15 protein-coding genes and 1 pseudogene are annotated in these 19,219 nt (G+C 66.0%); 3 read left to right on the forward strand and 13 right to left on the reverse strand.

Annotated features, from left to right (window positions below; genetic code table 11):
• From U9977_RS15045 to U9977_RS15055, 3 genes are all read right to left on the reverse strand, one after another.
• Positions 1–500 (reverse strand): hypothetical protein (locus U9977_RS15045; protein ID WP_322749884.1); only part of this gene is annotated, 500 nt, incomplete at its 3' end.
• A 556-nt stretch (positions 501–1,056) separates the two neighbouring features.
• On the reverse strand, positions 1,057–2,379 hold the full coding sequence (locus tag U9977_RS15050; RefSeq protein ID WP_322749885.1) for an IS1380 family transposase: 1,323 nt from the start codon (positions 2,377–2,379) through the stop codon (positions 1,057–1,059).
• Between the two features lie 795 nt (positions 2,380–3,174).
• Positions 3,175–4,455, reverse strand: coding sequence for a hypothetical protein (locus U9977_RS15055; RefSeq protein WP_322749886.1), 1,281 nt, complete (start codon positions 4,453–4,455; stop codon positions 3,175–3,177).
• 318 nt (positions 4,456–4,773) lie between these two features.
• On the opposite strand from U9977_RS15055, the gene U9977_RS15060 reads away from it, so the two are divergent.
• Positions 4,774–5,064 carry a hypothetical protein gene (locus U9977_RS15060; protein WP_322749887.1) on the forward strand — a complete coding sequence of 97 codons (291 nt, stop codon included), beginning with the start codon at positions 4,774–4,776 and terminating at the stop codon, positions 5,062–5,064.
• A 220-nt stretch (positions 5,065–5,284) separates the two neighbouring features.
• On the opposite strand, the gene U9977_RS27050 is transcribed toward U9977_RS15060, so the two are convergent.
• From U9977_RS27050 to U9977_RS15095, 8 genes and pseudogenes are all read right to left on the reverse strand, one after another.
• Positions 5,285–5,731 (reverse strand): transposase, encoded by a 447-nt coding sequence (locus U9977_RS27050; protein ID WP_416210624.1) that lies wholly within the window; start codon positions 5,729–5,731, stop codon positions 5,285–5,287.
• A gap of 85 nt (positions 5,732–5,816) precedes the next feature.
• Positions 5,817–6,408: pseudogene (locus tag U9977_RS27055) on the reverse strand (transposase); the annotation flags it as partial.
• 121 nt (positions 6,409–6,529) lie between these two features.
• Positions 6,530–7,834: an alginate lyase family protein gene (locus tag U9977_RS15070; protein ID WP_322749888.1), complete on the reverse strand. Its 1,305-nt coding sequence runs from the start codon at positions 7,832–7,834 to the stop codon at positions 6,530–6,532.
• A 218-nt stretch (positions 7,835–8,052) separates the two neighbouring features.
• Complete coding sequence (locus tag U9977_RS15075) at positions 8,053–8,460, reverse strand: hypothetical protein (protein WP_322749889.1); 408 nt, start codon at positions 8,458–8,460, stop codon at positions 8,053–8,055.
• 972 nt (positions 8,461–9,432) lie between these two features.
• On the reverse strand, positions 9,433–10,236 hold the full coding sequence (locus tag U9977_RS15080) for an SAM-dependent methyltransferase (protein WP_322749890.1): 804 nt from the start codon (positions 10,234–10,236) through the stop codon (positions 9,433–9,435).
• Positions 10,146–11,912 (reverse strand): hypothetical protein, encoded by a 1,767-nt coding sequence (locus U9977_RS15085; RefSeq protein ID WP_322749891.1) that lies wholly within the window; start codon positions 11,910–11,912, stop codon positions 10,146–10,148. Before U9977_RS15085 ends, U9977_RS15080 begins: the two co-directional genes overlap by 91 nt.
• Before the next feature lie 537 nt (positions 11,913–12,449).
• Complete coding sequence (locus U9977_RS15090) at positions 12,450–14,342, reverse strand: AMP-binding protein (RefSeq protein WP_322749892.1); 1,893 nt, start codon at positions 14,340–14,342, stop codon at positions 12,450–12,452.
• 151 nt (positions 14,343–14,493) lie between these two features.
• Complete coding sequence (locus tag U9977_RS15095; RefSeq protein WP_322749893.1) at positions 14,494–15,471, reverse strand: LysR family transcriptional regulator; 978 nt, start codon at positions 15,469–15,471, stop codon at positions 14,494–14,496.
• 357 nt (positions 15,472–15,828) lie between these two features.
• On the opposite strand from U9977_RS15095, the gene U9977_RS15100 reads away from it, so the two are divergent.
• Both U9977_RS15100 and U9977_RS15105 read left to right on the forward strand, forming a co-directional pair.
• The gene (locus U9977_RS15100) at positions 15,829–16,725 is read left to right on the forward strand and encodes an alpha/beta hydrolase (RefSeq protein WP_322749894.1); all 897 of its coding nucleotides are present in this window, start codon (positions 15,829–15,831) and stop codon (positions 16,723–16,725) included.
• A gap of 73 nt (positions 16,726–16,798) precedes the next feature.
• A complete protein-coding gene (locus U9977_RS15105; protein ID WP_322749895.1) occupies positions 16,799–16,930 on the forward strand; it encodes a hypothetical protein in 132 nt (43 codons plus the stop codon).
• Between the two features lie 105 nt (positions 16,931–17,035).
• Here U9977_RS15105 and U9977_RS15110 read toward each other — a convergent pair whose 3' ends face one another.
• The gene (locus U9977_RS15110) at positions 17,036–17,398 is read right to left on the reverse strand and encodes a limonene-1,2-epoxide hydrolase family protein (RefSeq protein ID WP_322749896.1); all 363 of its coding nucleotides are present in this window, start codon (positions 17,396–17,398) and stop codon (positions 17,036–17,038) included.
• Entirely contained in the window at positions 17,395–18,762 is a 1,368-nt protein-coding gene (locus U9977_RS15115) for a flavin monoamine oxidase family protein (RefSeq protein ID WP_322749897.1), read from the reverse strand. The genes U9977_RS15110 and U9977_RS15115 overlap by 4 nt, the downstream gene beginning before the upstream one ends.
• Between the last annotated feature and the right edge of the window lie 457 nt (positions 18,763–19,219).

The following is a 19,219-nucleotide window of genomic DNA, read 5'->3' on the forward strand; positions in this document are numbered from 1 at the left end:
AGGAGTGTCGATACCCACTCCGGCAGACCGAGCGGGGTGTAGGTGACGCCGAAGAACCGGTGCTTGCCCGTGCCTTCCTGAGCAGCGGCGACGGATGCGGCGACGGTAAGCATGGAGAAAGTGACGAACGCCTTGCGCTCCGAGCCTGTTATATCGACACGGCTTCGGCGTGCGTACACCATCGTGAGGCCGATGGTCTGACCGGCATAGTGATAAGGTGACCACAGCATGTACAGAAGAACGAATTGGGGTGCTACCACGTTCGGTGACACGTAGCATGCGATCACAGCGAAGAACATGACCACGGGGGTAAGCGTGGCCGTCATCGGATACTGGTGGATCGACGCACGTGACCGGTACAGACGATAGTTCGTGGCCGCGAAATGTGGGTAGTTGCAGATCCATGCGGCCGCCGCAAAGACCGAGAGCACCTTCGGCGACTCTCCGACTTCAGGAAATATGACGAACAACCCGAACGCCACCAGCGAAGCGCCACCCATAAAGACCGAGTCGATAGCAGGGCTGACAAAATATGGAGTCGATTGTTCTGGCGAGATACTTGTCGTCCCAGGCTCAGTCGCACCCCGCGACCGATGCGGAAGTGGCTTCGTCTGTAACATGGTGTCAGGCTCCTCCGGAAATTTCCGGTACTTGGGCCAAAGGCGGCGCGAAAACGTGATCGCGCCTCCTTTGGCCAGCGGATTAGTGGCCCCTGCCGCTATGGCTGGGGCCGCTGGCGTCGGAATCTACGAAGATACTTGGGCTCGGCTTGGCCGAGTCGTGGTGCGTAACGCCGGCGGCCACCCCGGCACCGCCGAGAACCAGACCAACCCCTAGGATGGCTATGATCATCGGTTTCTTGGTGCGCGACTGGACGGACCCTGCGGCAATTACATTGCTCACGGTTTTCCCTTTCTCGAGGATGCGCTTACGCGGAATTAACACCTGGACCCGCATGTCGGCAGTGACCCTTTGACGTGTGTTTCCGTCGACAAAATGAAGTGTTACTTAGGAGCGGTGGCGAAGGAAGAAACTATTTGTGCGGCACCGGTATCGTCAGCGGCGGCGGTGCAGGTACTCGCGTACCTGGTATCGGTAGTGAGCCCATTCGGCGATGTGGATCAGTTCGTCGCGGATGGTGGCGGTGGTGGCCTTGGCGTGGATGCGGCTGGCCAGCACGCCGGCGGCGCGGGTGAGGTTGAACGCGAGGCAGGCCAGGACGAGCCAGGCGGCGTTGGCCGCGAACCGGCCTGAGGGCAGGTGCGCCAACGCGCTCGCCTTCAGGCCGGCGATGACCTGCTCGACGATCGCGTGGGCGCGTTGGGTGGCGTCGGCCTGGACGGGTTCGAGGTCGCTGTCGGTGAACGCGGCGTGGTAGCGGTAGACCGTGAACAGTTCGCCTTGGCCGTGCGGGACGCTGGCCGGGTTGAGTCGGCGGACCCGGCGGACCAGTAGCCGGCCGGTGACCTGCTCGGCTTCGCGGTGGCTGGTGAACGCCGTGTAGTGAACTTCGGCGATCCGCGCGTCGGAGATGAACCGCTGCTCGTCGTCGTCCCAGACTGCCCGCGGGTAGCGGATCGCCGTCCAGGTTGTGTCGGGGATGGTGGCGATCGCCCGGCGGACCGCGGCGTCGATCCGTACTGTGATCGAGAAGCGGGCGCCGGCCCGGCGGCACGCGGCGACCACCGTCGCCGAGTAAAACGCGCTGTCGGCGCGGAAGGGCACCAGCCCGGTCGCGCCGGCGGCGCGGGCGGTCCCCAGCGCTTCGGCGACGAACGACGCGGCGCCGCGGGCGGCGCCCGCGCGGCCTTCCCGCGGCCGGCAGGCAACGACCAGCGGCGCCGGGGTCGGGGTCGGGGTCGGGGTCGAGGCGACCGCGAGCAGCGGATGCGGCCCTTTGACCTTGGTGTAGCCGTAGGAAGCGCCCTGCTTGGCGTAGCCGAACACCTGGCGGATCGTGGAGTCGGCGTCCACCAGCGTGTACGTTGCCGCGCCGGACAGCACCGGCGCATGCCCGGGCAGCGCGGCGGTCACCGTGCGGGCGACCTGTTCGAGTTGGCGGACATGCCCCCAGGTGAACGCCCGCAGGAACGTGCCCAACGTCGAGGGCGTGCGGATCCCACCGAAGACCCGGCCCATCGCCCCGTGCCGCAGCCGGTCCAGGTCATCGATGCTGTCCGCACCCGCGGCCATGCCGGCCACGATCGCGGGGACCTTCAACCAGGCGTTCGCCCTAGCGCTACCCGGCACGGTCAGCAGCCGGCAGGTCAGCCGGTCCAGTCCGCAGCGGGCCGCCAGTGCCATGATCGGAACGAGGCCGGCGTAGCCGATCAGGTTGGGGTCGTCGAACCGGAAGCGGATCTTCGTCCGGGCGTGCAACAATCGCATCTCGTAGATGGCCTCTCGGCCGGGTCTGATGGGTCCTTAGACAAGACCATCATCCCAGCTCGGAGGGCATTTACACGTATACGACACCCTCAACCCGCCATATCGGACGGTGGATCGAGGTTCAGTAGGTTAGTGTGAGCGTCCGCATCATCGACGACCCGCATCAGATCGCTGCATACCGACGCGGGAAGGATCTCGCGTCGCAACATGCCCTTCCGTTGGCTTCCTACATGGAGAAGAACCAGTTCGAGGGGAACCTATGACCACATCCGCCATACGGCCTGACCTGCGGAGGGGAGCGCTGTGGACAACCTGAACCCCGTCGATGCTGAGATGTGGCGCAGCGACCGACCCCTCAAATCTTCTTGATGCATCACCAGTTTTTGGACGCCGATTCAGCAGCGGGACCACGCCACGTTCCGACACCGCCTCGTACACGCCAGCTGCCACCGCCGCCACCCAGACGGCCCGGCAACTGACACGGACAGCGACCTGTAGGGGGCCTGCCAGCCCACGTGGGCTGCTTGAGTCAGTGGCACGCCGGGTTCTGAGGGGGCGGGGACGCAGCAATGCGTCCCCGCTACCCGACCTACACGCAGGCCGACCGGGGCTGGGCGGAGTGGATCGCCTGGAAGTTGGAAGAGCGCTGCTGGCCACCAACTTGCCTACCGCTCCGCCCTCCTGACCGAGATTGGCACCGTCTCCACCCCCGAGCAGGTGTCCCCGACCAGGACCGCATGCGCAGCCCACGGGCGGAGAACATCGGTGCCAGCGCGCTGCGCAGGGCTAGAACCTGTCCCAGCCCGCCCAGCGCCAGAGTCGACCGGTGCCCGACCTGGCCTCGACGCCGTGCTCCGTCATCTCGAACTCGCCGAAGTCCAGGATCAGCAGCCTGTCGTCGCCCGGTGCGAAGCCGACATCGATCGGCCGGTGCAGCGGCGGACGGGACGGCAGGCCCTGGGTGGACCAGTCGGCCGGGTCGACCAGCAGCAGGTCGCGGCCGAGCTTCGGACCGCCGGACGGCAGGGTCATCGGCGCCTCGTCCCCGAACAGCGTGACCACCAGTCGTCCGGCCAGCGACGACCGCGGCGGTGCCACGGCGAACTTGGTGGCCGCAACATGCGACTCGAAGTTGAGCACAGGCCGCTCGGGAGGGGGGAGTTGGTCATGATTGGCGAGCAGGAAGGTCGGCTGCGGGCCGCGGGTCGGCTTGAACCCGGGGTCGGTCACCGGGACGTCTCCGACGAAGTCGGGCCAGCCGTACCAGGCGCCCTCGCGCACCTCGAACAGCAGATCGGGCGCGTTGCCGATCGGCCGACTACCCCGGTCGTCGGCGCCCTGGTCGACCGCCAGCAGCCTGCCGTCCGGCAGGAAGCCCAGCCCGAAGGCGTTGCGCATCCCCCAGGCCACCAGTTCCAAGTTGCTGCCGTCGAGGTCACAGCGCAGCACTGCCGCGCTGCACGGAAGCCCGGCCGGTATGCGCTGCCCGGGTCGGGTCGGGGTGCCGAACGGGACGAACGCGCCGGTGCTGGTCTGCGCACCGGGCCGGCCGGCCAGCGGGTCCTCGGTGGTGGTGTTGACGCCGGTGAGCACCACGTCGAGGCCGGGAACGTCGTGCGACTGCGGAAGCCGCCCCAGCCAGCCGAGTTCATAGGAATCCAGTCCGATGATCCCCAGATTGGACATCGCGCCTTGCGCGAAATACAGCTTCCCGTCAGGGCCGGCCACGGCCATGTCGATGTGGTAGTTGCCGGGCCCGGGCATGCCGTCGACGATGACCGTCCGCTGATTGTCCGGGCCGATCCGGGTGATCCGGCCGGCACCGCCCTCGGACACGTACAGATCCCCCTGGTGCCAGAGCAGTCCGGTCACCGGCTGGGCCAGGTCGTCGGCCACGAGCTCACGTAACTGCCCGTCAGCATTGAGGTTCAGCCGCCAGATCCGGCCACCGGGCGCCGCGCCGCCGAAGGGGAGGCCGGACTCAGCCAGATACACCCCACCCCGGTCGTCGAAGGCCAGGCTGCTCGGGAAGTCCAACCCATCGGCGAATACGGTAGGCGATGACATTTACGGCCTCTCTCAAGGTGTCCACAAGGAGTTGCGGCCAACCGTCGATTACGGCCGGCGGTCGATTTGTAACAGGACTCGCGAACCATGGTCAAGGACACGGGCCGTAACTATTGAGCTGAGTGGTCCCTATCCAAGGTGGCTGCTAGCGTTCGACGACCCGGAAGACCCGCAGGAGGTGGCCCGGTTCCGTCCGGCGGGGGGCGGCGGCTGGATTTTGGTGACCTCGCGGCGGGCCGGGTTCGGGCAGCTCGGCCGGGTGCTGGAGGTGGCGACGCTGCGCCGGGCCGAGTCGGTCGCGCTGCTGACCGGCCGGCGGTGGCGACGCCGTATGACCTGCGGCATGCCTGCGTATCGACCTGGCTCAACGGGATGGTGCAGGGCACCCAGGTGGCGGAGTGGGCCGGCCACTCCGTGGCGGTCCTCTACCGGGTGTACGCGAAGTGCATCGACGGGGACGTCGACACCCAGCTCCGCCGAATCGAAGCCGCTCTCGGGATCGGCGGTCCGGCGGCCCCGGCCCATTCTGTGCCGCGCATGGTCCGCGAATCGTCGGAGATTGCCGGAGACGATCGGACGTCACCGGACCCCGCCGGAGCGGACGATTGATCGTCCAGCCGACCACTAACCCCTGGGAACATTGGGAAACTGGGGCCCTGACCAGGCTTGTGCGGGAGGGGGGACTTGAACCCCCACGCCCTAGTAGTACTTCGTTAGGTTAAGTTGATGTTGACGGGTGGGGGTAAGACGACGGGCTGGTGACAGGTCGGGCACGCGCCGGCCATGGCGGCGAGCAGCAGCTGGAGCTCGCGGAGCACGGCGTAGACCGTCAGGCCGGCGCAGGGGCTTGTGGGTCGAGTCGTAACAAAGTGCAAAACGCCTGGGCCAGGCAGACCAGGGTGGCGTGCCGGTTCCAGCCAATGTGGGTGCGGCCCTCGAAGTGGCCCAGTCCCAGCCCGGTCTTCAACTCCCGGTAGTCGTGTTCTACCCGCCAGCGGATCTTCGCGAGGCGGACCAGGACGGGTAGCGGGGTGTCGGCGGGAAGGTTCGACAGCCAGTAGTCGGTCGGGCTGTCTGTCCCCTCGGGCCACTGGGCCAGCAGGGTCCGCACCGGCAGCGTTGCGTCGGGTGTGCGGGGGATGTCCCGGTTCGCCGGGCGGACCGGCAGGGCCAGGAAACGGGACCGCAGCGCCGCGTCGGGGTTGTCCTGGCCGCGGCGGCTGCCGTGACGCCAGGTGACGGGCTGGTAGGCGTCCTGGCCGGCGGCCCGCGCCAACGCACCCAGGCTGGAGGGCTTGTCCGGGTATTTCCCGATGGGGGGGCCGTCCCCGGCCGGGGTAGAGCGGGGTCGTGGGGACGGCGTCGGCGGGGTGGGCGGACGGGTCGGGGCTGACCGCGACCACGTAGTCCAGGCCGCGGTCCTGCAGACCGCGGCGGAAGCCGGTGGTGTCGCCGTAGCCGCAGTCGGCGGTCACCGGTAGCCGGGGCAGCCCCCAGCTGCGGGCAGAACAGCCGCCAGTCGGCGGCCAGGGATGCGGTGTCGGTGGCCAGTTGGATGCTGACCGCAACCTGGCAGTTCGCGGTCTTGCCGAGCTGCCCGCAGTACTGGTGGGCCACGCAGGGCGAGGCGTTGCCGTCCTTGGGTAGGCCGGTGTCGTCGACGACGTAGGCGACCGGTTCGATGACCGATACGGCCCAGGTAGCTACGTTGCGCCGTATCTGGATGTAGTCCCAGGTCGAGGAGGTGATGAACTGTTGGAAACGCTGGTAGTCCATCCCGAGCCGGGTGGCCATCGGCTGCATCGCCTTGCGCTGGCCCTCGCTCAGCAGGCCGCGCACGTACAGCTCGCCGGTGGCCCGCTGGTCCTTGCGTGCCAAGCCGTCGAGCATCTGTGCGGTGAACGCCGCCAGCCGGGGCTGTACCTGGTGGATCTCGCGGAGCGTCAGTTCCATCGTTTACACAATCATGAGTGGGTGGGTCCGTCCTGTTCTCGTCTTACCCCCACCCGTCAACATCAACTTAACCTAACGAAGTACTACTAAGCGCCCGATCCGCAACAGTGGAGGTGATCTGCTACAGCGTGTGGGTCAGGGTGCCAAAGCCCAACTGGTCGAACCCTCCGCTGTTGGGACCGTAATCACCGCCACCGCCCTCGGCACGGACCCTCGCGGCATAGGCAGTGACATTCGGTGCCGCCAGCCCCCGGCGTTTGACGTAGTGGTTGTAGACGAGCTCCCAGGAGGGTCGGTCGAGTCCGCGACCGGCTTCGGCGACGACGGTCTGCGACTGCTGTTGACAGTTCTGGCCGGTACCCCAGGTGTAGGTGGTGAAGGGGACGGACTCGCCCAGGTTGTACTTCGCGACGTATTCGCAGCCTCGCAGGAAGCGACTGTCGCTGTATCCGTACATGTCCTGACCCTGATTCCAGGCCATTTCGCAGAATGCGCCCATCAGGGCGGGGCCAAGCGTGGCATGGCCCTGGTCACGGCCGCTTTCCTGCCACTGACCGAGCCCGCCCGGGTGCAGGAACGGAACGGCCTTCATGATGGCCCCGTTCCCCGCGCCGTTCTTGAAGTATTCGATGGCCCGGTCGAACTTGGCGCGGTCGTCGCAGAGGATGCCGATGGCCAGGATGGAGGCCATGTTGCACAGGTCCCAGTTGGCCCAGTAGTTGGTGATACAGGCGTCATTGTGCTCGCGGAGGAACCGGTCGTTCAAGGGGTAGAAGACGTTCAGCATCATCGCCTTGAACCGGTTGAGATCGAATCCGTCGTAACCCCGCATGATCTCGGCGGCGTTGGCGAACTGGTAGCCGTATATCCCGGCGGCGAGGTACCGGTCGGCGTTGCCGGTGACCATCGTCAGCGTCGCGGACCAGGCGTTGAGAATATCGCGCGCCGCGTCGGCGTGGGCGACGTCCCCGCTGATCTTCCAACGCAGCGCGTTCTGGTAGGCAGCGTGGATGTCGTTGTACAGCTGGGGGTAGTTCTGCCCGTCCCCACCCCGTATCACTGTCGCGATCGGACGTGCCTTCCACGTGCTCTGGGAATGGCCGTTGGCTACCAGTCTGTCCCAGCCCGCTTTCCACGGTGTGGCACCGGCGCGCACCTTGACGGTCATGCGGTCGAAATCGGCCTGGGTGTGCAACATGCCGGGATGGACGAAAGCGCCGTTCGCCGGCCGGCCGGCAGCTGCTGCCGCACTCGGTGTCGGCACGGCCGTGATTGGACCTGGTGTGGCCGTGGTTGGAGTTGGTGTGGCCGACATGGCCGCTCCTGGCTCACAGGCGGTCAGTGGCACGGTTGCGGCCGCAGCCGCGGCGAAGCCGAGAAGATGGCGCCGGCTGATCTGGTTGGTCGGTCCCGTGGTCGTGGACACGGAGCTCCTCATCGGGTTGGATCCCCCCCAACCTGACAAATCACTTTATACCGCATGGCAGTCACGGCCCGGTCGAAGGGTGTGTCCTTCCATCCCGTCGCGCGTAGGCAGGCCCGACCCGCAGGCGAACACGCTCTCCCGACGGTGGGTGGAGCGGTCCCGCGTCCGTGGACAGAAGGTTTGGACGAGTTTCAGCGGCGGACCGCCAGGTGATCTGGCTAGTGCGGCAGGTTGAGGTCCGAGCAGACCGACAGCGCCGCCCGCGCGTCCGTGGGCAGGCCCGCGTAGTTCCCCTTCTCGGTGTCCTGCAAGATCGCACTCATTTGCAGGTGAAGCTTGCCGTACTTCTTGTCATCCTCATGCGCCGCGACCGTGCCCAGCCACGCCGCAGCGCGCAGCCGCTCGATGTCGTCAAGCTTGTCGGGACCCAGCTCGACCAGCCCGGGCTTGGTCCGGACCAGGGCCGCGCAGGCCGCCGCGGCATCGTCGGGCGCGGCGCTGGGGCTGGGGGTGTCACCGCCGCAGCCGGCCAGCGTCAACTCCAAGGCGAAGGCCATCATGAGCAAGACCGTCTGAACCTGCCGGGCGCGGATGAGCATGTCATCATTATTGACAATGCGGGACACGTTCGGAAACTCGGGTCGAACCTGCCCCGTCCGGCCCTGACCGCACACGCGGATGCCGGCTTACCCGGAAACCGTGCTGGTGATCGTGAACAGCAGCCACAGTCAAACCGCATCACGTCACCGCCGGCTACGCGGCAGGCGTAGCCACCTCCGATGATCTACCAGGTGCCGGCCTGGCCGCACGTGAGTATGTGTGGGGGGTACCCGTCTGCTGTCGGGAGTCCGCACTGCTGTTCAATAGATCAAAATCACCGAAAACCAGGCGAACCCAGGTGAATGGATCTTAAATGGCAGGTGGGGGCGGGCCAGGGCCAGGGCCAGGCAACAGTCCGGTACGATTAGTATTTGAAATTCTTGGAATTCTGACTACCATCTGCACCCTGCTCGCATTTGCCAGGGATCAGATATCAATACTGGTCGCTGGTTTTGTTATTCTAGCGGTACTTTTTCTGGGATATCAGATATCTTTACATCATCGCGGAAACCCCCGCCCTCCACTGCCCAGAATTTTCGCTCTGATCTTGATCGCCATATGTTTGATCATGACGTCAGTCTTCGTTTTCAAAGGTCACCCGGGGAACCCCGGCGCAAATCCGTCTGAGGGCGCCAGCCCCCCTCAGCCATCGGTTACGGTCTCCAGCACTCCTAAAGACGCCTACCTGGCCGAAAGTATGGTCGACACCGAAAGCTGTCAACCTTCATGTCTCCACTTGACAACCCCTCCAGACGCCCCGCTTATTGACGGCATCGCGTACCCTCACAGCCTGTATTTCGATCTTTCCTGCACGAACAGAAGCTCACGGCAAACCGCATCTGCGAATATTTATCTAAACCGAAGCTATCGCAGCTTTCATGCCATCGTCGGCCTCGGCGGAGCACCCGACGGAATTCCAGTCCAATTCAAAGTGAGCGACGACGACGGAGAACGAGACCTCGGCATTAAGAACATAGTTTACGGACAACACGAATATTTCAGTGTCGCGGTTGACGGTATTGCCCGAATAAAGCTGGAGATCGAGTTATCAGCTCTCGATTCATCCTCGCCTCAATGCCTGTCGAACCGATTTCAGGCGGTTTGGGGTGATATATTGGTGAGTCCTTGATTCGTTTCCGGAACCGGGCACCGGTCGACAACCGAGGGAAAACAGGCCGGGGACGTCGTTCCGAGGTCCGGAAAGTGTAGGCCAGCGGGCGACGCACGCCATGCACCACTGCCAAGAACGCCCGACACCAGGGGTGTGGATCAAGGAGCGGAGCTGGGGCACGTACGTCATCCGCAAGGAGACCGCCACCGTCCCCGGCGCACCACGGTTTCCGGGCGATTCCGCCACACATGTGCACGTGGGCATCGTCCACCGCGGCCGCCAGCTCGTCGGGATGCCAGTGGTTGACAAGCGTCATCCCAGGATCGAGCAACTCCATCCCGTCGAAGAAACGCCCTACATCATCCCCAACTGGTCCGTCGTAACCGCCAGAGACCGGTCGCGAGCTGGGCGAACGTCGCCGGGTTCGGCGCCTGCTCCGCGGCCACCTCTGGATGTTCCGGACCAGCGCGCACGACCTCGTCCGCCGCCCGCGATACCGCCGCAACCTACTCTTCAGGCCAGCTCGACCGTGCGATGCGAAACTCCCGGGGATATCGCCACTGGCGCAGAGCCACCCCGATATCGAGCGTGCGCCGGCCGTCAGCCATTGATGCCCCGCGGACGCTCGCCGCGACGCCAACCGAGTTTGACGAGGTCCGCCAGCGGCGGGAAGGCCCTGACCCGCATCCATTCTCGCTGGTTGACCACACCGACGTCGGCGCCGATCGCGACCAGGCCGAGAACTACGCCAAGAAAAAGCATACCTGCCACCGTTCCACCCGTCAGCCGGATGACGACAGACGCGATTACGAAGTACAGCAAGCGGCGCAGGAAACGGTACCGTCCTGTTCGGCTATCCCGGCGCACGCAGATCGCACAGCGCGGGACGTTGACCATCTGTGTCCGCCATCGCACGGTGGTTCCGCTGCCGTAGCGCACCCGCGTCACGTCCTTGTGCAGCCCTACCTTGCGAGATGCCAAGGAATCCGCCCGCTCTTTCTTGCAGGTCCAGCAGATGCGGTAGATGGTGGCGGCGGTCGCGCGAGTCGTGCTACCGAAATCGGTGGTGCTGGTCGCGCGAATCTTCCTGCGGAGGTCCGCGCTGATGGCGGTCGCGCGAATCTTTCTACCGAAATCGGTGGTGGTGGTGGTCGCGCGAATCTTGTCGGCGAGGTAGGTGGTGACGGTCACGAGAATCCTGCTGTTCTCGGCCAGTCGGTCCTGGGCCGATGCCGACACCGCGATTCTCCTGGCCTGCTCCACCACCGCCGCCATCCGCAGGTATGCCTTCATATCACCCACGTCGAGGGCGGCCCCCTCTCGCCTCTGGTCGAACACCAGCACGCACCGTAAGGCGACAAGAGCGACTTCGTCGTGCGCATGGACCCGGACCGGTTCGTCGTCGGGCAGCAGGAAGTCGAGTTCCCCAAGAATGCCTTCGCTGTCCGCGAGGAGGCGTTCAGCATGGTCGATGCCATCCGATGGCGTACCGACGACGGCCTGAATCGTGGCGGTGCACAGCGTGCTGATCCTGGTCGTCATCGGCTGGCTGGCGCTCCGCAGCGCAGCCTCGACGTTTCCCAGCCTTGATTGTCGCAGCGCCGCGAGCTGCATCCGGGCGCGCTCGCGGTCGCCGCCGCGGATGGCCGTGGCCGCCAGCTCCGCACCGATCGACAGGATGACGCCCGGGAGCGCCGAGCGCATGTCGGCGGCCAGGCTCTCGTCCAGTCGAGCGTCCGCGGTGCGCCTGATCTGCGCGGCGAGACGGCCCCAGATCCGCCCGTCCCGCAGGACGTCCGCCCAGCGGCGATACACCTGCGCCCAGTCAGGCTGGCCGACAGCCTGAGCATCGCCGCGCGCCAGCGCGCTGCCGGGCGCAAGCTCGGTGTCGAGCGCCCGCAGGTGTTCCAACACCGCCAAGTTGTGTGCGCCGGTCCCGCTGTCGTCGGTGCTGCCGCTGTCGTCGGTGCTGCCGGTGGACGCGGACCAGTGCGTGGCTGCGGAGTCCGGATCGCCCGCGGCCAGGGCGACGAGCGCCTCGTCGTCCGTGGCGCCGAGCTGGGCAGGCCAGAACCAGAAGAACTCGTCGACCAGCCGCTCTCGAGAATCGCGGAGGCGGTCGAGGGCGGTGTACAGGTCGGCCGTCGTCGGAGCGGGCCGCACCGCCAGCGCGGGAGGCGTCGGGGTGGCTCCGCCGATCCTCTCGATGATCGCCAACTGATCGACCATCCGGCGGATATCCCGGCCGCTGGACCCGATCGCCAGGCCGGTCAACCGGAACGCATTGCGCTGGTACAGCCGCGGCGACGCGACGTCCGACAATATGTTACGGTCGGTTTCGCGGTCCGGTGCGGCATCACGGGCCATCACATCATCACCCCTTTGCGCCACAGTCGGATCCGCGGCTCGAACCCGGCGCGGAGCCCGGGCCATTTGTTGACGGCATCCTCCATGAGATCCGCAGCTTCGCCGAGCCGGCCCCGCCGGCTGACGTCACCGTCTGACTGGCCATATGGTGGCCATATGGTGGCCATATGGTGGCCATATGGCGCGCCGGGGCGGACATCCTGGTGTTGCGGAAAACCTTCATCGCCTGCCGGCCGAGAAAACGATACTCGGCCCGGTAGAGCTCAGCGAACGCGCCCCTACCCAACAGCCGATCGACCACATAAGTATCCCGGATGACCTGCCCATTGTGTAACAGGACCATGCGCGACACCTCCAAGATCGATCAAGATCGCAAGATGTGCTGCCTCACCAAGGGAATCGCCCGGACGAGGGCCCCGCGTATCCCGAGCGGCCCGCACCGGTGCTCTTTCTGCGAATTATAGGAGCGAACTCTCATATGCGTCACGATACGGCGGCCGACTGTCGGGTGGCCCACGCCGCGATCGGGACGAATGGTCAACCGCCATCCCGCGCCCGCAGGACGGGACGCAGGGCGTCCAGCACGGCGGCATCCTCGATGGTGGACGGCACGCCGGGCGCCCGACCGTCGGCGATCTCGCGCATGGTCCGGCGGAGGATCTTTCCGGACCGGGTCTTCGGCAGCGCCGCGACGACGTCAACCTGCTTGAACGCGGCGACCGGGCCGATCTCCGACCGGACCAGGGCCACCAGTTCGGCGGCGAGCACCGCCGGGGTGATCTCCGCTCCGCTCTTCACCACGACGAGACCGCGCGGCACCTGCCCCTTGAAGGAGTCGGCAACCCCGACGACCGCGCATTCGGCGACCGCCGGGTGGGCGGCGAGCACCGCCTCCATCGCGCCGGTGGAGAGCCGGTGCCCGGCCACGTTGATGACATCGTCGGTGCGGCCCAGCACGTACAGATAGCCGTCGGCATCGACGTACCCACCGTCCCCGGTCAGGTAGTAGCCGTCGAACGCGGACAGGTAGGAGGCCACGTACCGTTCGTCGTCGTCCGGCCAGAGGGTCGGCGACGTTCCCGGCGGCAGCGGCAGTCGGATGCAGATCGCGCCCTCCGTGCCGGCCGGCACCTCCACCCCGGCGGGGTCGAGGACCCGCACGTCGTATCCGGGCATCGGCACCGACGGCGAGCCGGCCTTCACCGGCAACCGCTCCAGGCCGATCGGGTTCGCGCAGATCGGCCAGCCGGTCTCGGTCTGCCACCAGTTGTCGATGACCGGCACGCCGAGGGCGTCGGATGCCCAGCTGAAGGTGGCCGGGTCCAGCCGCTCGCCGGCGAGGAACAACGCCCGCAGACCGGACGTGTCGTGCATGGCCAGCAGCTCGCAGCCCGGATCCTCTTTCTTGATCGCCCGGATCGCGGTGGGCGCGGTGAACAGCACGTCCACCCCGTGCTCGGCGACGACCCGCCAGAACGCGCCGGCGTCCGGGGTGCCGACCGGCTTGCCCTCGTACAGGACCGTCGCGGCGCCGGCCAGCAACGGCGCGTAGACGGTGTACGAATGGCCGACAGCCCAGCCGATGTCGGACGCCGCCCACATCACGTCGCCCGGGCCGATGTCGAAGATGTGGCGCATCGACCAGGTCATCGCCACCGCGTGTCCACCGTTGTCGCGGACGATTCCCTTCGGTCGACCAGTGGTGCCCGAGGTGTAGAGGATGTAGAGCGGGTCGGTCGCGGCGACCGGCACCGCAGCGGTCGGCCGCGCCGCGGCGACCAGCGGCGCCCACTCGAGGTCACGCCCGGCAACCAGCTCGCAGCGCTGCTGTTCCCGTTGCACGATCACACAGTGCGCCGGGGCGTGGGTCGCCAGTTCCAGCGCCGCATCGAGCATCGGCTTGTACGGGACGAGCCGGGTGGGCTCGATCCCGCAGGACGCGCTGACGATGACCGTCGGGTGGGCGTCGTCGACGCGGGTGGCGAGCTCCGCGGGCGCGAACCCGCCGAACACCACCGAGTGGACGGCCCCGAGCCGGGCGCAGGCGAGCATCGTCACCACCGCCTCCGGGATCATCGGCAGGTAGACGATGACCCGGTCGCCGCGGCCGACGCCGAGGCCGGCCAGCGCCCCGGCGGCCCGCGCCACCTCGTCGAGGAGCTCGGCGTAGGTGAACCGGCGCACCACCCCGGTGACCGGCGAGTCGTAGATCAACGCAATGGCGTCGCCCCGGCCCGCCGCCACATGCCGGTCGAGTGCGTTCGCGCAGGTGTTGAGTTCGGCGTCCGGGAACCACCGGTACATCGGCGCCGCGTCGTCGGCCAGGATGCGCCGCGGCGCCCGCACCCAGTCGACTGCCTCGGCGGCCGCGCCCCAGATCCCCGCCGGGTCGGCCAGACTCCGCCGGTACACATCGTCGTATGCGCCCATGCGACCATCCTCACACCACGAGTGCCTTCTCGTGAGAGACGTTCGGAGCGCACCACCGAGCGCGCGCTGGTCGAGGCAGGCCAGAGCCCCGCAGCCGCTCGCAGGAGAGATCGACGTCTGTGGAGGCCGCTCCGGTCCCGTTTCTCCTGGACTACCGAAGGCGGTGCACGGAGGAATCCGGCCACACCCGGCAGCTGGTGGTTGCGGCTACTTTCTCGGCCGTCACCCTGAGATCGACCAGTTCAGGTCGCCGTGCCCTGGTCTGAAGCATCGCGATACACACGCCGGCCGGCGGAAGGTCGACCGCCTGGGCGTAGACAACTCCGGGATGAGGGAAAAGCGCAGCCGAACTCGCCGGAAGTATCCCGATGCCCCTGCCATCGGCTACCTCGCGCAGAAAATCAGTCGGCGTCTCGCAGCGAGCAATCACCTTTGGCTCCGAACCGTCCGGGCGTGGCGAGACGGTCCAGAACGCGGCGACCGACGGTGGGGCGTAGGCGCTGTAGACCAGCGGTTCGGCCACCACATCGTTCAGCGACAAGTAGCGCCGGTGGGCCTCCTTGTGGGTGGTTGGAAGGCAGAACACCCTTGGCTGAGCCTGCAGCGGCACGTAGCTGAGATCGGCGGCGTCGGAAAGGATGTTGGGGAAGAGCGCGAAGGTCGCGTCGACGGCCCCCTTGCGCAGGGAACTGCTCTCCCCCCACCAGGGGATGGCGCGCAGTGTGAGCTCGATGTCAGGAAAGTGGTCGCTGAACAGTTGTAGTAGGTGGCGCGCCGCCGGGCAGTAGTAGTTGGGACTCGCTCCGACCACAAGCTGGCGGCGGCTGCCGGTGCTGCTACGGCCGGTGCTGCTACGGCCGGTGCTGCTACGGCCGGTGCTGCGGACCCGATCAAGTGAAGCAGTCACGTGGTCCACAAGCGCGGGTAGCTCCGCACGCAGAGCCTGGCCCGCCGGTGTCAGGGTGACCTGCCGAGTGTTGCGGACGAACAGGCTGCATCCCAGCGAGTCCTCCAATGCCCGCACGGACCGGCTGAGCGCCGACTGGCTGAGGTGGAGCTTTGCCGCCGCGCGGGTGAAGCTGAGCTCTTCGGCGACAGCCGCGAAGTGCTCGAGCAGCTTCAGATCCACATGCAGACTCTAGCGGCGCACCGGCAACCGTCGCCGTTGACACCAGGCGAGCCGGGTCGGCCACGGAATGTGCAGACGCCCGGTCGCGGTGGCGAGCCGGATCAAACGACAAGGGCGATCCCCGACTGATGCGTGCGACGCATAGGTAATTGACCGCTCCCGCCCCGGCCAATACTTTCATCGTCAACAGCAACGAACCGGAACCCGCCGGGGGGTCGCGAAACGACCTCCCGGGATGACAGACGGAGACTGATGCGCGCGTATAACGTAAACGTGGACGTGACCGGGCGGACGGACCTGCCTGGAGAACTGTGGACGGCCACCACCGTGTACTTACCCGATCAGCCGTGCGGTCCGATGACCGTATTGTTCGGGTTCCCGGGAGGCGGATTCGGCCGTAAATATTACGACGTCCGCGCGATTCCCGGCTACAGTCAGGCTGAATATCACACCGCCGCTGGTTTCGTCTTCGTGGCCTGTGACCACTTGTTTGTCGGCGACAGCAGCAGACCCGACGATCCCCTGGCGCTGACCTGTGAGAACCTCGCGATGGCCAACCATGCCACCGTCGAACACGTCGTCTCGAGGCTTGGCGCTGGCTCGCTCGCGTCGGAGCTCTCGCCGATCGACGTCACGAAGATCGTGGGAATGGGTCAATCGATGGGCGGCTGCCTGCTCACCGTTCAGCAGGCCAACCACCGCACCTTTGACGGCGTGGCCTTTCTCGGCTGGAGCGGGATCTACACCAATTTCCCCGCGCCCGGCGGCAGTCGAATCACCTATCCCCTGCCGCGCCGCGGCAGCGACCTACATCCGATCGCCGACCAGGTTCTCGGCGTCGTGGGCCCGGACGAGGACCAGTTCCGGTTCTGCTTCCACTGGCCGGACGAGCAGCCGGAGCTGATGGAAGCCGACCTCGCCACCTATCGCCCCTTCTCAGGTGTCGTTCGCGGCGACGACCGGACGCCATGGGGAAGCGCGACTGTGCCGCCCTGTGCGATAACCATGATGACCGATGGTGCGGTCAGCGCCGAGGCAGCAGCCATTGACGTACCCGTGCTCATTGCCAGCGGTGAGCGAGACGTCATCCCCGATCCCTGGGCGGAACCGTCCGCCTACCGGTCATCGTCGAACATCTCGGTCGTGGTCGTTCCGCGTATGGCTCACATGCACAATTTCGCCCGGACACGCGAACAGCTGTGGGAGCACCTCGCGAACTTTGCCCGCGCGACACCGAAGGCGACAGCAACGTAACACGAAGCGTCCGGAGTCACGGTCGTTTCACGATCAGTCCATCCACGGACCCGAAGGTCAACGCGGTCTGGATGTGGGCGGCGATCCTCACCGTCCCGGCCGGGTCGTCCGCCACGCCCGCGCACTGCTCAACGCCGACGCAGCGGCGATGCCGGTGCGAGTGCACCTGGCCGCGGACGGATCGACGTCGCGCGACGGCGACTGACGACACAAACGGCTTGAGCCCGGTGGCTGGTGGCTGGTGGCTGGTGGCTGGTGGCTGGTGGCGTCGAAGACTGCGGTGAACTCTGCGCCGGCCGATTTCGCTGAGTTAAAGAGCGAGCCCCGGGTCGAAGTAGTCACGCATCAGGGTCAGCTGGTGGCCCGCGTTCATCTCGATAATGCCCATCACGGGAATCTCGTGCCACTCGCCGTCGACGCGATGGCGATCGATGCGCTCCGCCCAGACCGCCGACCCGTCCTCGCAGAGGCGTTTGATTTCGATGTGATCGGCCTCTGTCATCTCCTGCATGTTCGTGAACCATGCGACGACGGCTTCCTTCCCCTCGATTTTCCGCCCCAGCGTGACGTGATCGACGACGACGTCGTCGGCGAGGATCCGGGCGAATGTATCAACATTTCTGGTCCTGAACGCCGCAATGAGATCGTGGACCGCATCGGCGACGTCACTCATTTCGAGAGTTCCTCGTGAACCTCTGCGGCGGCGCGTTGTCCGGAACGCACGGCGCCCTCCATGTACTGGACCCATTGTGTGGATGTTTCTGTCCCGGCCCAGTGAATACGGCCGACGGGTCTACGCAGAGCATCTCGGTAGTTCGTCCAGGTTCCCGGGGTCGGGACACCGCTGTAGCAGCCCCGCGACCAGGGTTCGCGGCCCCAGTTGGCGTAGTAGAAATGCTTCGGCGTGCGGGCCCGCTCGCCGAAGTGCACAACAAAGCAGTCGAGCATCTTCTGCCGCACATCCTCCTCGGACCGGTCCAGCCAGCGGCGGGCGACCTCGCCCTCGATAAAGCCGACCAGAATGCCGGGGACACCGTCGGGCGGCGAGTTGTCGAAGATCGAATTGATATCGTCCTCACTCACGACCTGACCGTTGAGGTTGTCATCCCGCCAGAACGCGTACGGGTACACGGCGTGACACTTGATCACCGAGCCCAACGGCATCCGTTGTGTGTACTGGTCGCGGGAGGCGGGCATCGGAGGGTCGTACCGGATCCGTGCGGCCAGAGCGGGCGAAGCTGCTACGATGACGTATCTGCCTTCATAACGGCCATTGTCCGTTTCGACGATCATCGAATCGCTCGTCTGATTGATCGTCCTCGCCGGTGACTCGTATCTGATCTTTCCTCCGAGTCGTTCGGCCAGGCGGACGGGAATCTCCTGCGCTCCGCCCAGGAAACGCCAGACCAGCGAACTCGCCTCGAGTTCCTCAACGCCACCCGCCGCCGCGACGTAAAAGAGGAGGTGCAAGAACGACAGGTCACACGGTTCCACCGAGAAGTACCCGACAATCACGGAGTGAAGGGCAAATTTCGCACCGGCCGTCTTCAGGTTCTGCTCCATCCAGGTGGCGACGGTCTGGGTGTCCCACTCCGTCGCCCGCGACGCTTCCCACGGTGCTTCGGACGGAACTTCCCTGGAGAGCGCGTCAATCACGGCCACGGCATTCATGAAATCCGCGAGATCTTCCGTGGGAACCGGGATCTCCAGCGAGCCGGAGCTCTCAGCCGCGTAGACGGTCCGCACGCCGTCGTAGACGAGGATGTGCCGCCCGTCCTGGAACGTGGGAAACGTCGTCACGCCCATTTCCTCGGCGAGCGCGAGGATCCGGGTCTGACCCGGCCCGATCCACTGGCCGCCGTTGTCCACCCAACCGCCCCCAGGTATCTGCTGGGTCCATGCGCGGCCACCAACCCTGTCCCGCGCCTCGAGCACTGTCACCGAGTGACCCTGGCCGTTCAAGGCCCAGGCGGCAGAAAGTCCGGAATAACCCCCACCGACGACAATCACGTCGACAACGTCCTGCGAACTCACCATTTATCACTCCCTGCTTCGTCGGGATGCTCCCGTGTTGATCCGACCTGGATTCCAGCCCGACCGCGGACCGCAACAGGCGGTGTCAACCGGTGAAAGCAGGTTCGCTGGCATCTCGGCGAAAACTTTTGGTGGCGTCCGGTAATCAAGCATACGCCTCTGCCGTATGTCGGGTGCGTACGACACGGCATTCAGAAAGATCGGACGAAAGGGAATCATCACCACTTTCCGAATGTATTCAAGAATGATCCCGTCCGTGTTCTTCATTCGTCCCGCGTTCACAGACCGGCTGACTGGGGTGAACAAAACAGACATCGATGCTCGCATCCAAGGAGCAGCCGAGTTTTCCAGACTCGATCCCCACGGTGCTCACACGGGATTCGTATGTTTGCGCTGTCTCTAGATCCCCGCCGGGTCGGCCAGACTCCGCCGGTACACATCGTCGTATGCACCCATGCGA

The organism is Protofrankia sp. Cas8 (assembly GCF_963555845.1).
Lineage (GTDB): Bacteria > Actinomycetota > Actinomycetes > Frankiales > Frankiaceae > Protofrankia.

Excerpts from the sequence above, each read along its gene's own strand:
- U9977_RS15115 (WP_322749897.1), bottom strand. The coding sequence starts at position 18,762 with ATGGTGAGTTCGCAGGACGTTGTCGACGTGATTGTCGTCGGTGGGGGT.
- U9977_RS15090 (WP_322749892.1), bottom strand. The coding sequence starts at position 14,342 with ATGGGCGCATACGACGATGTGTACCGGCGGAGTCTGGCCGACCCGGCG.
- U9977_RS15085 (WP_322749891.1), bottom strand. The coding sequence starts at position 11,912 with ATGGCCCGTGATGCCGCACCGGACCGCGAAACCGACCGTAACATATTG.
- U9977_RS15100 (WP_322749894.1), top strand. The coding sequence starts at position 15,829 with ATGACCGTATTGTTCGGGTTCCCGGGAGGCGGATTCGGCCGTAAATAT.
- U9977_RS15080 (WP_322749890.1), bottom strand. The coding sequence starts at position 10,236 with ATGGATGCGGGTCAGGGCCTTCCCGCCGCTGGCGGACCTCGTCAAACT.
- U9977_RS15110 (WP_322749896.1), bottom strand. The coding sequence starts at position 17,398 with ATGAGTGACGTCGCCGATGCGGTCCACGATCTCATTGCGGCGTTCAGG.
- U9977_RS15055 (WP_322749886.1), bottom strand. The coding sequence starts at position 4,455 with ATGTCATCGCCTACCGTATTCGCCGATGGGTTGGACTTCCCGAGCAGC.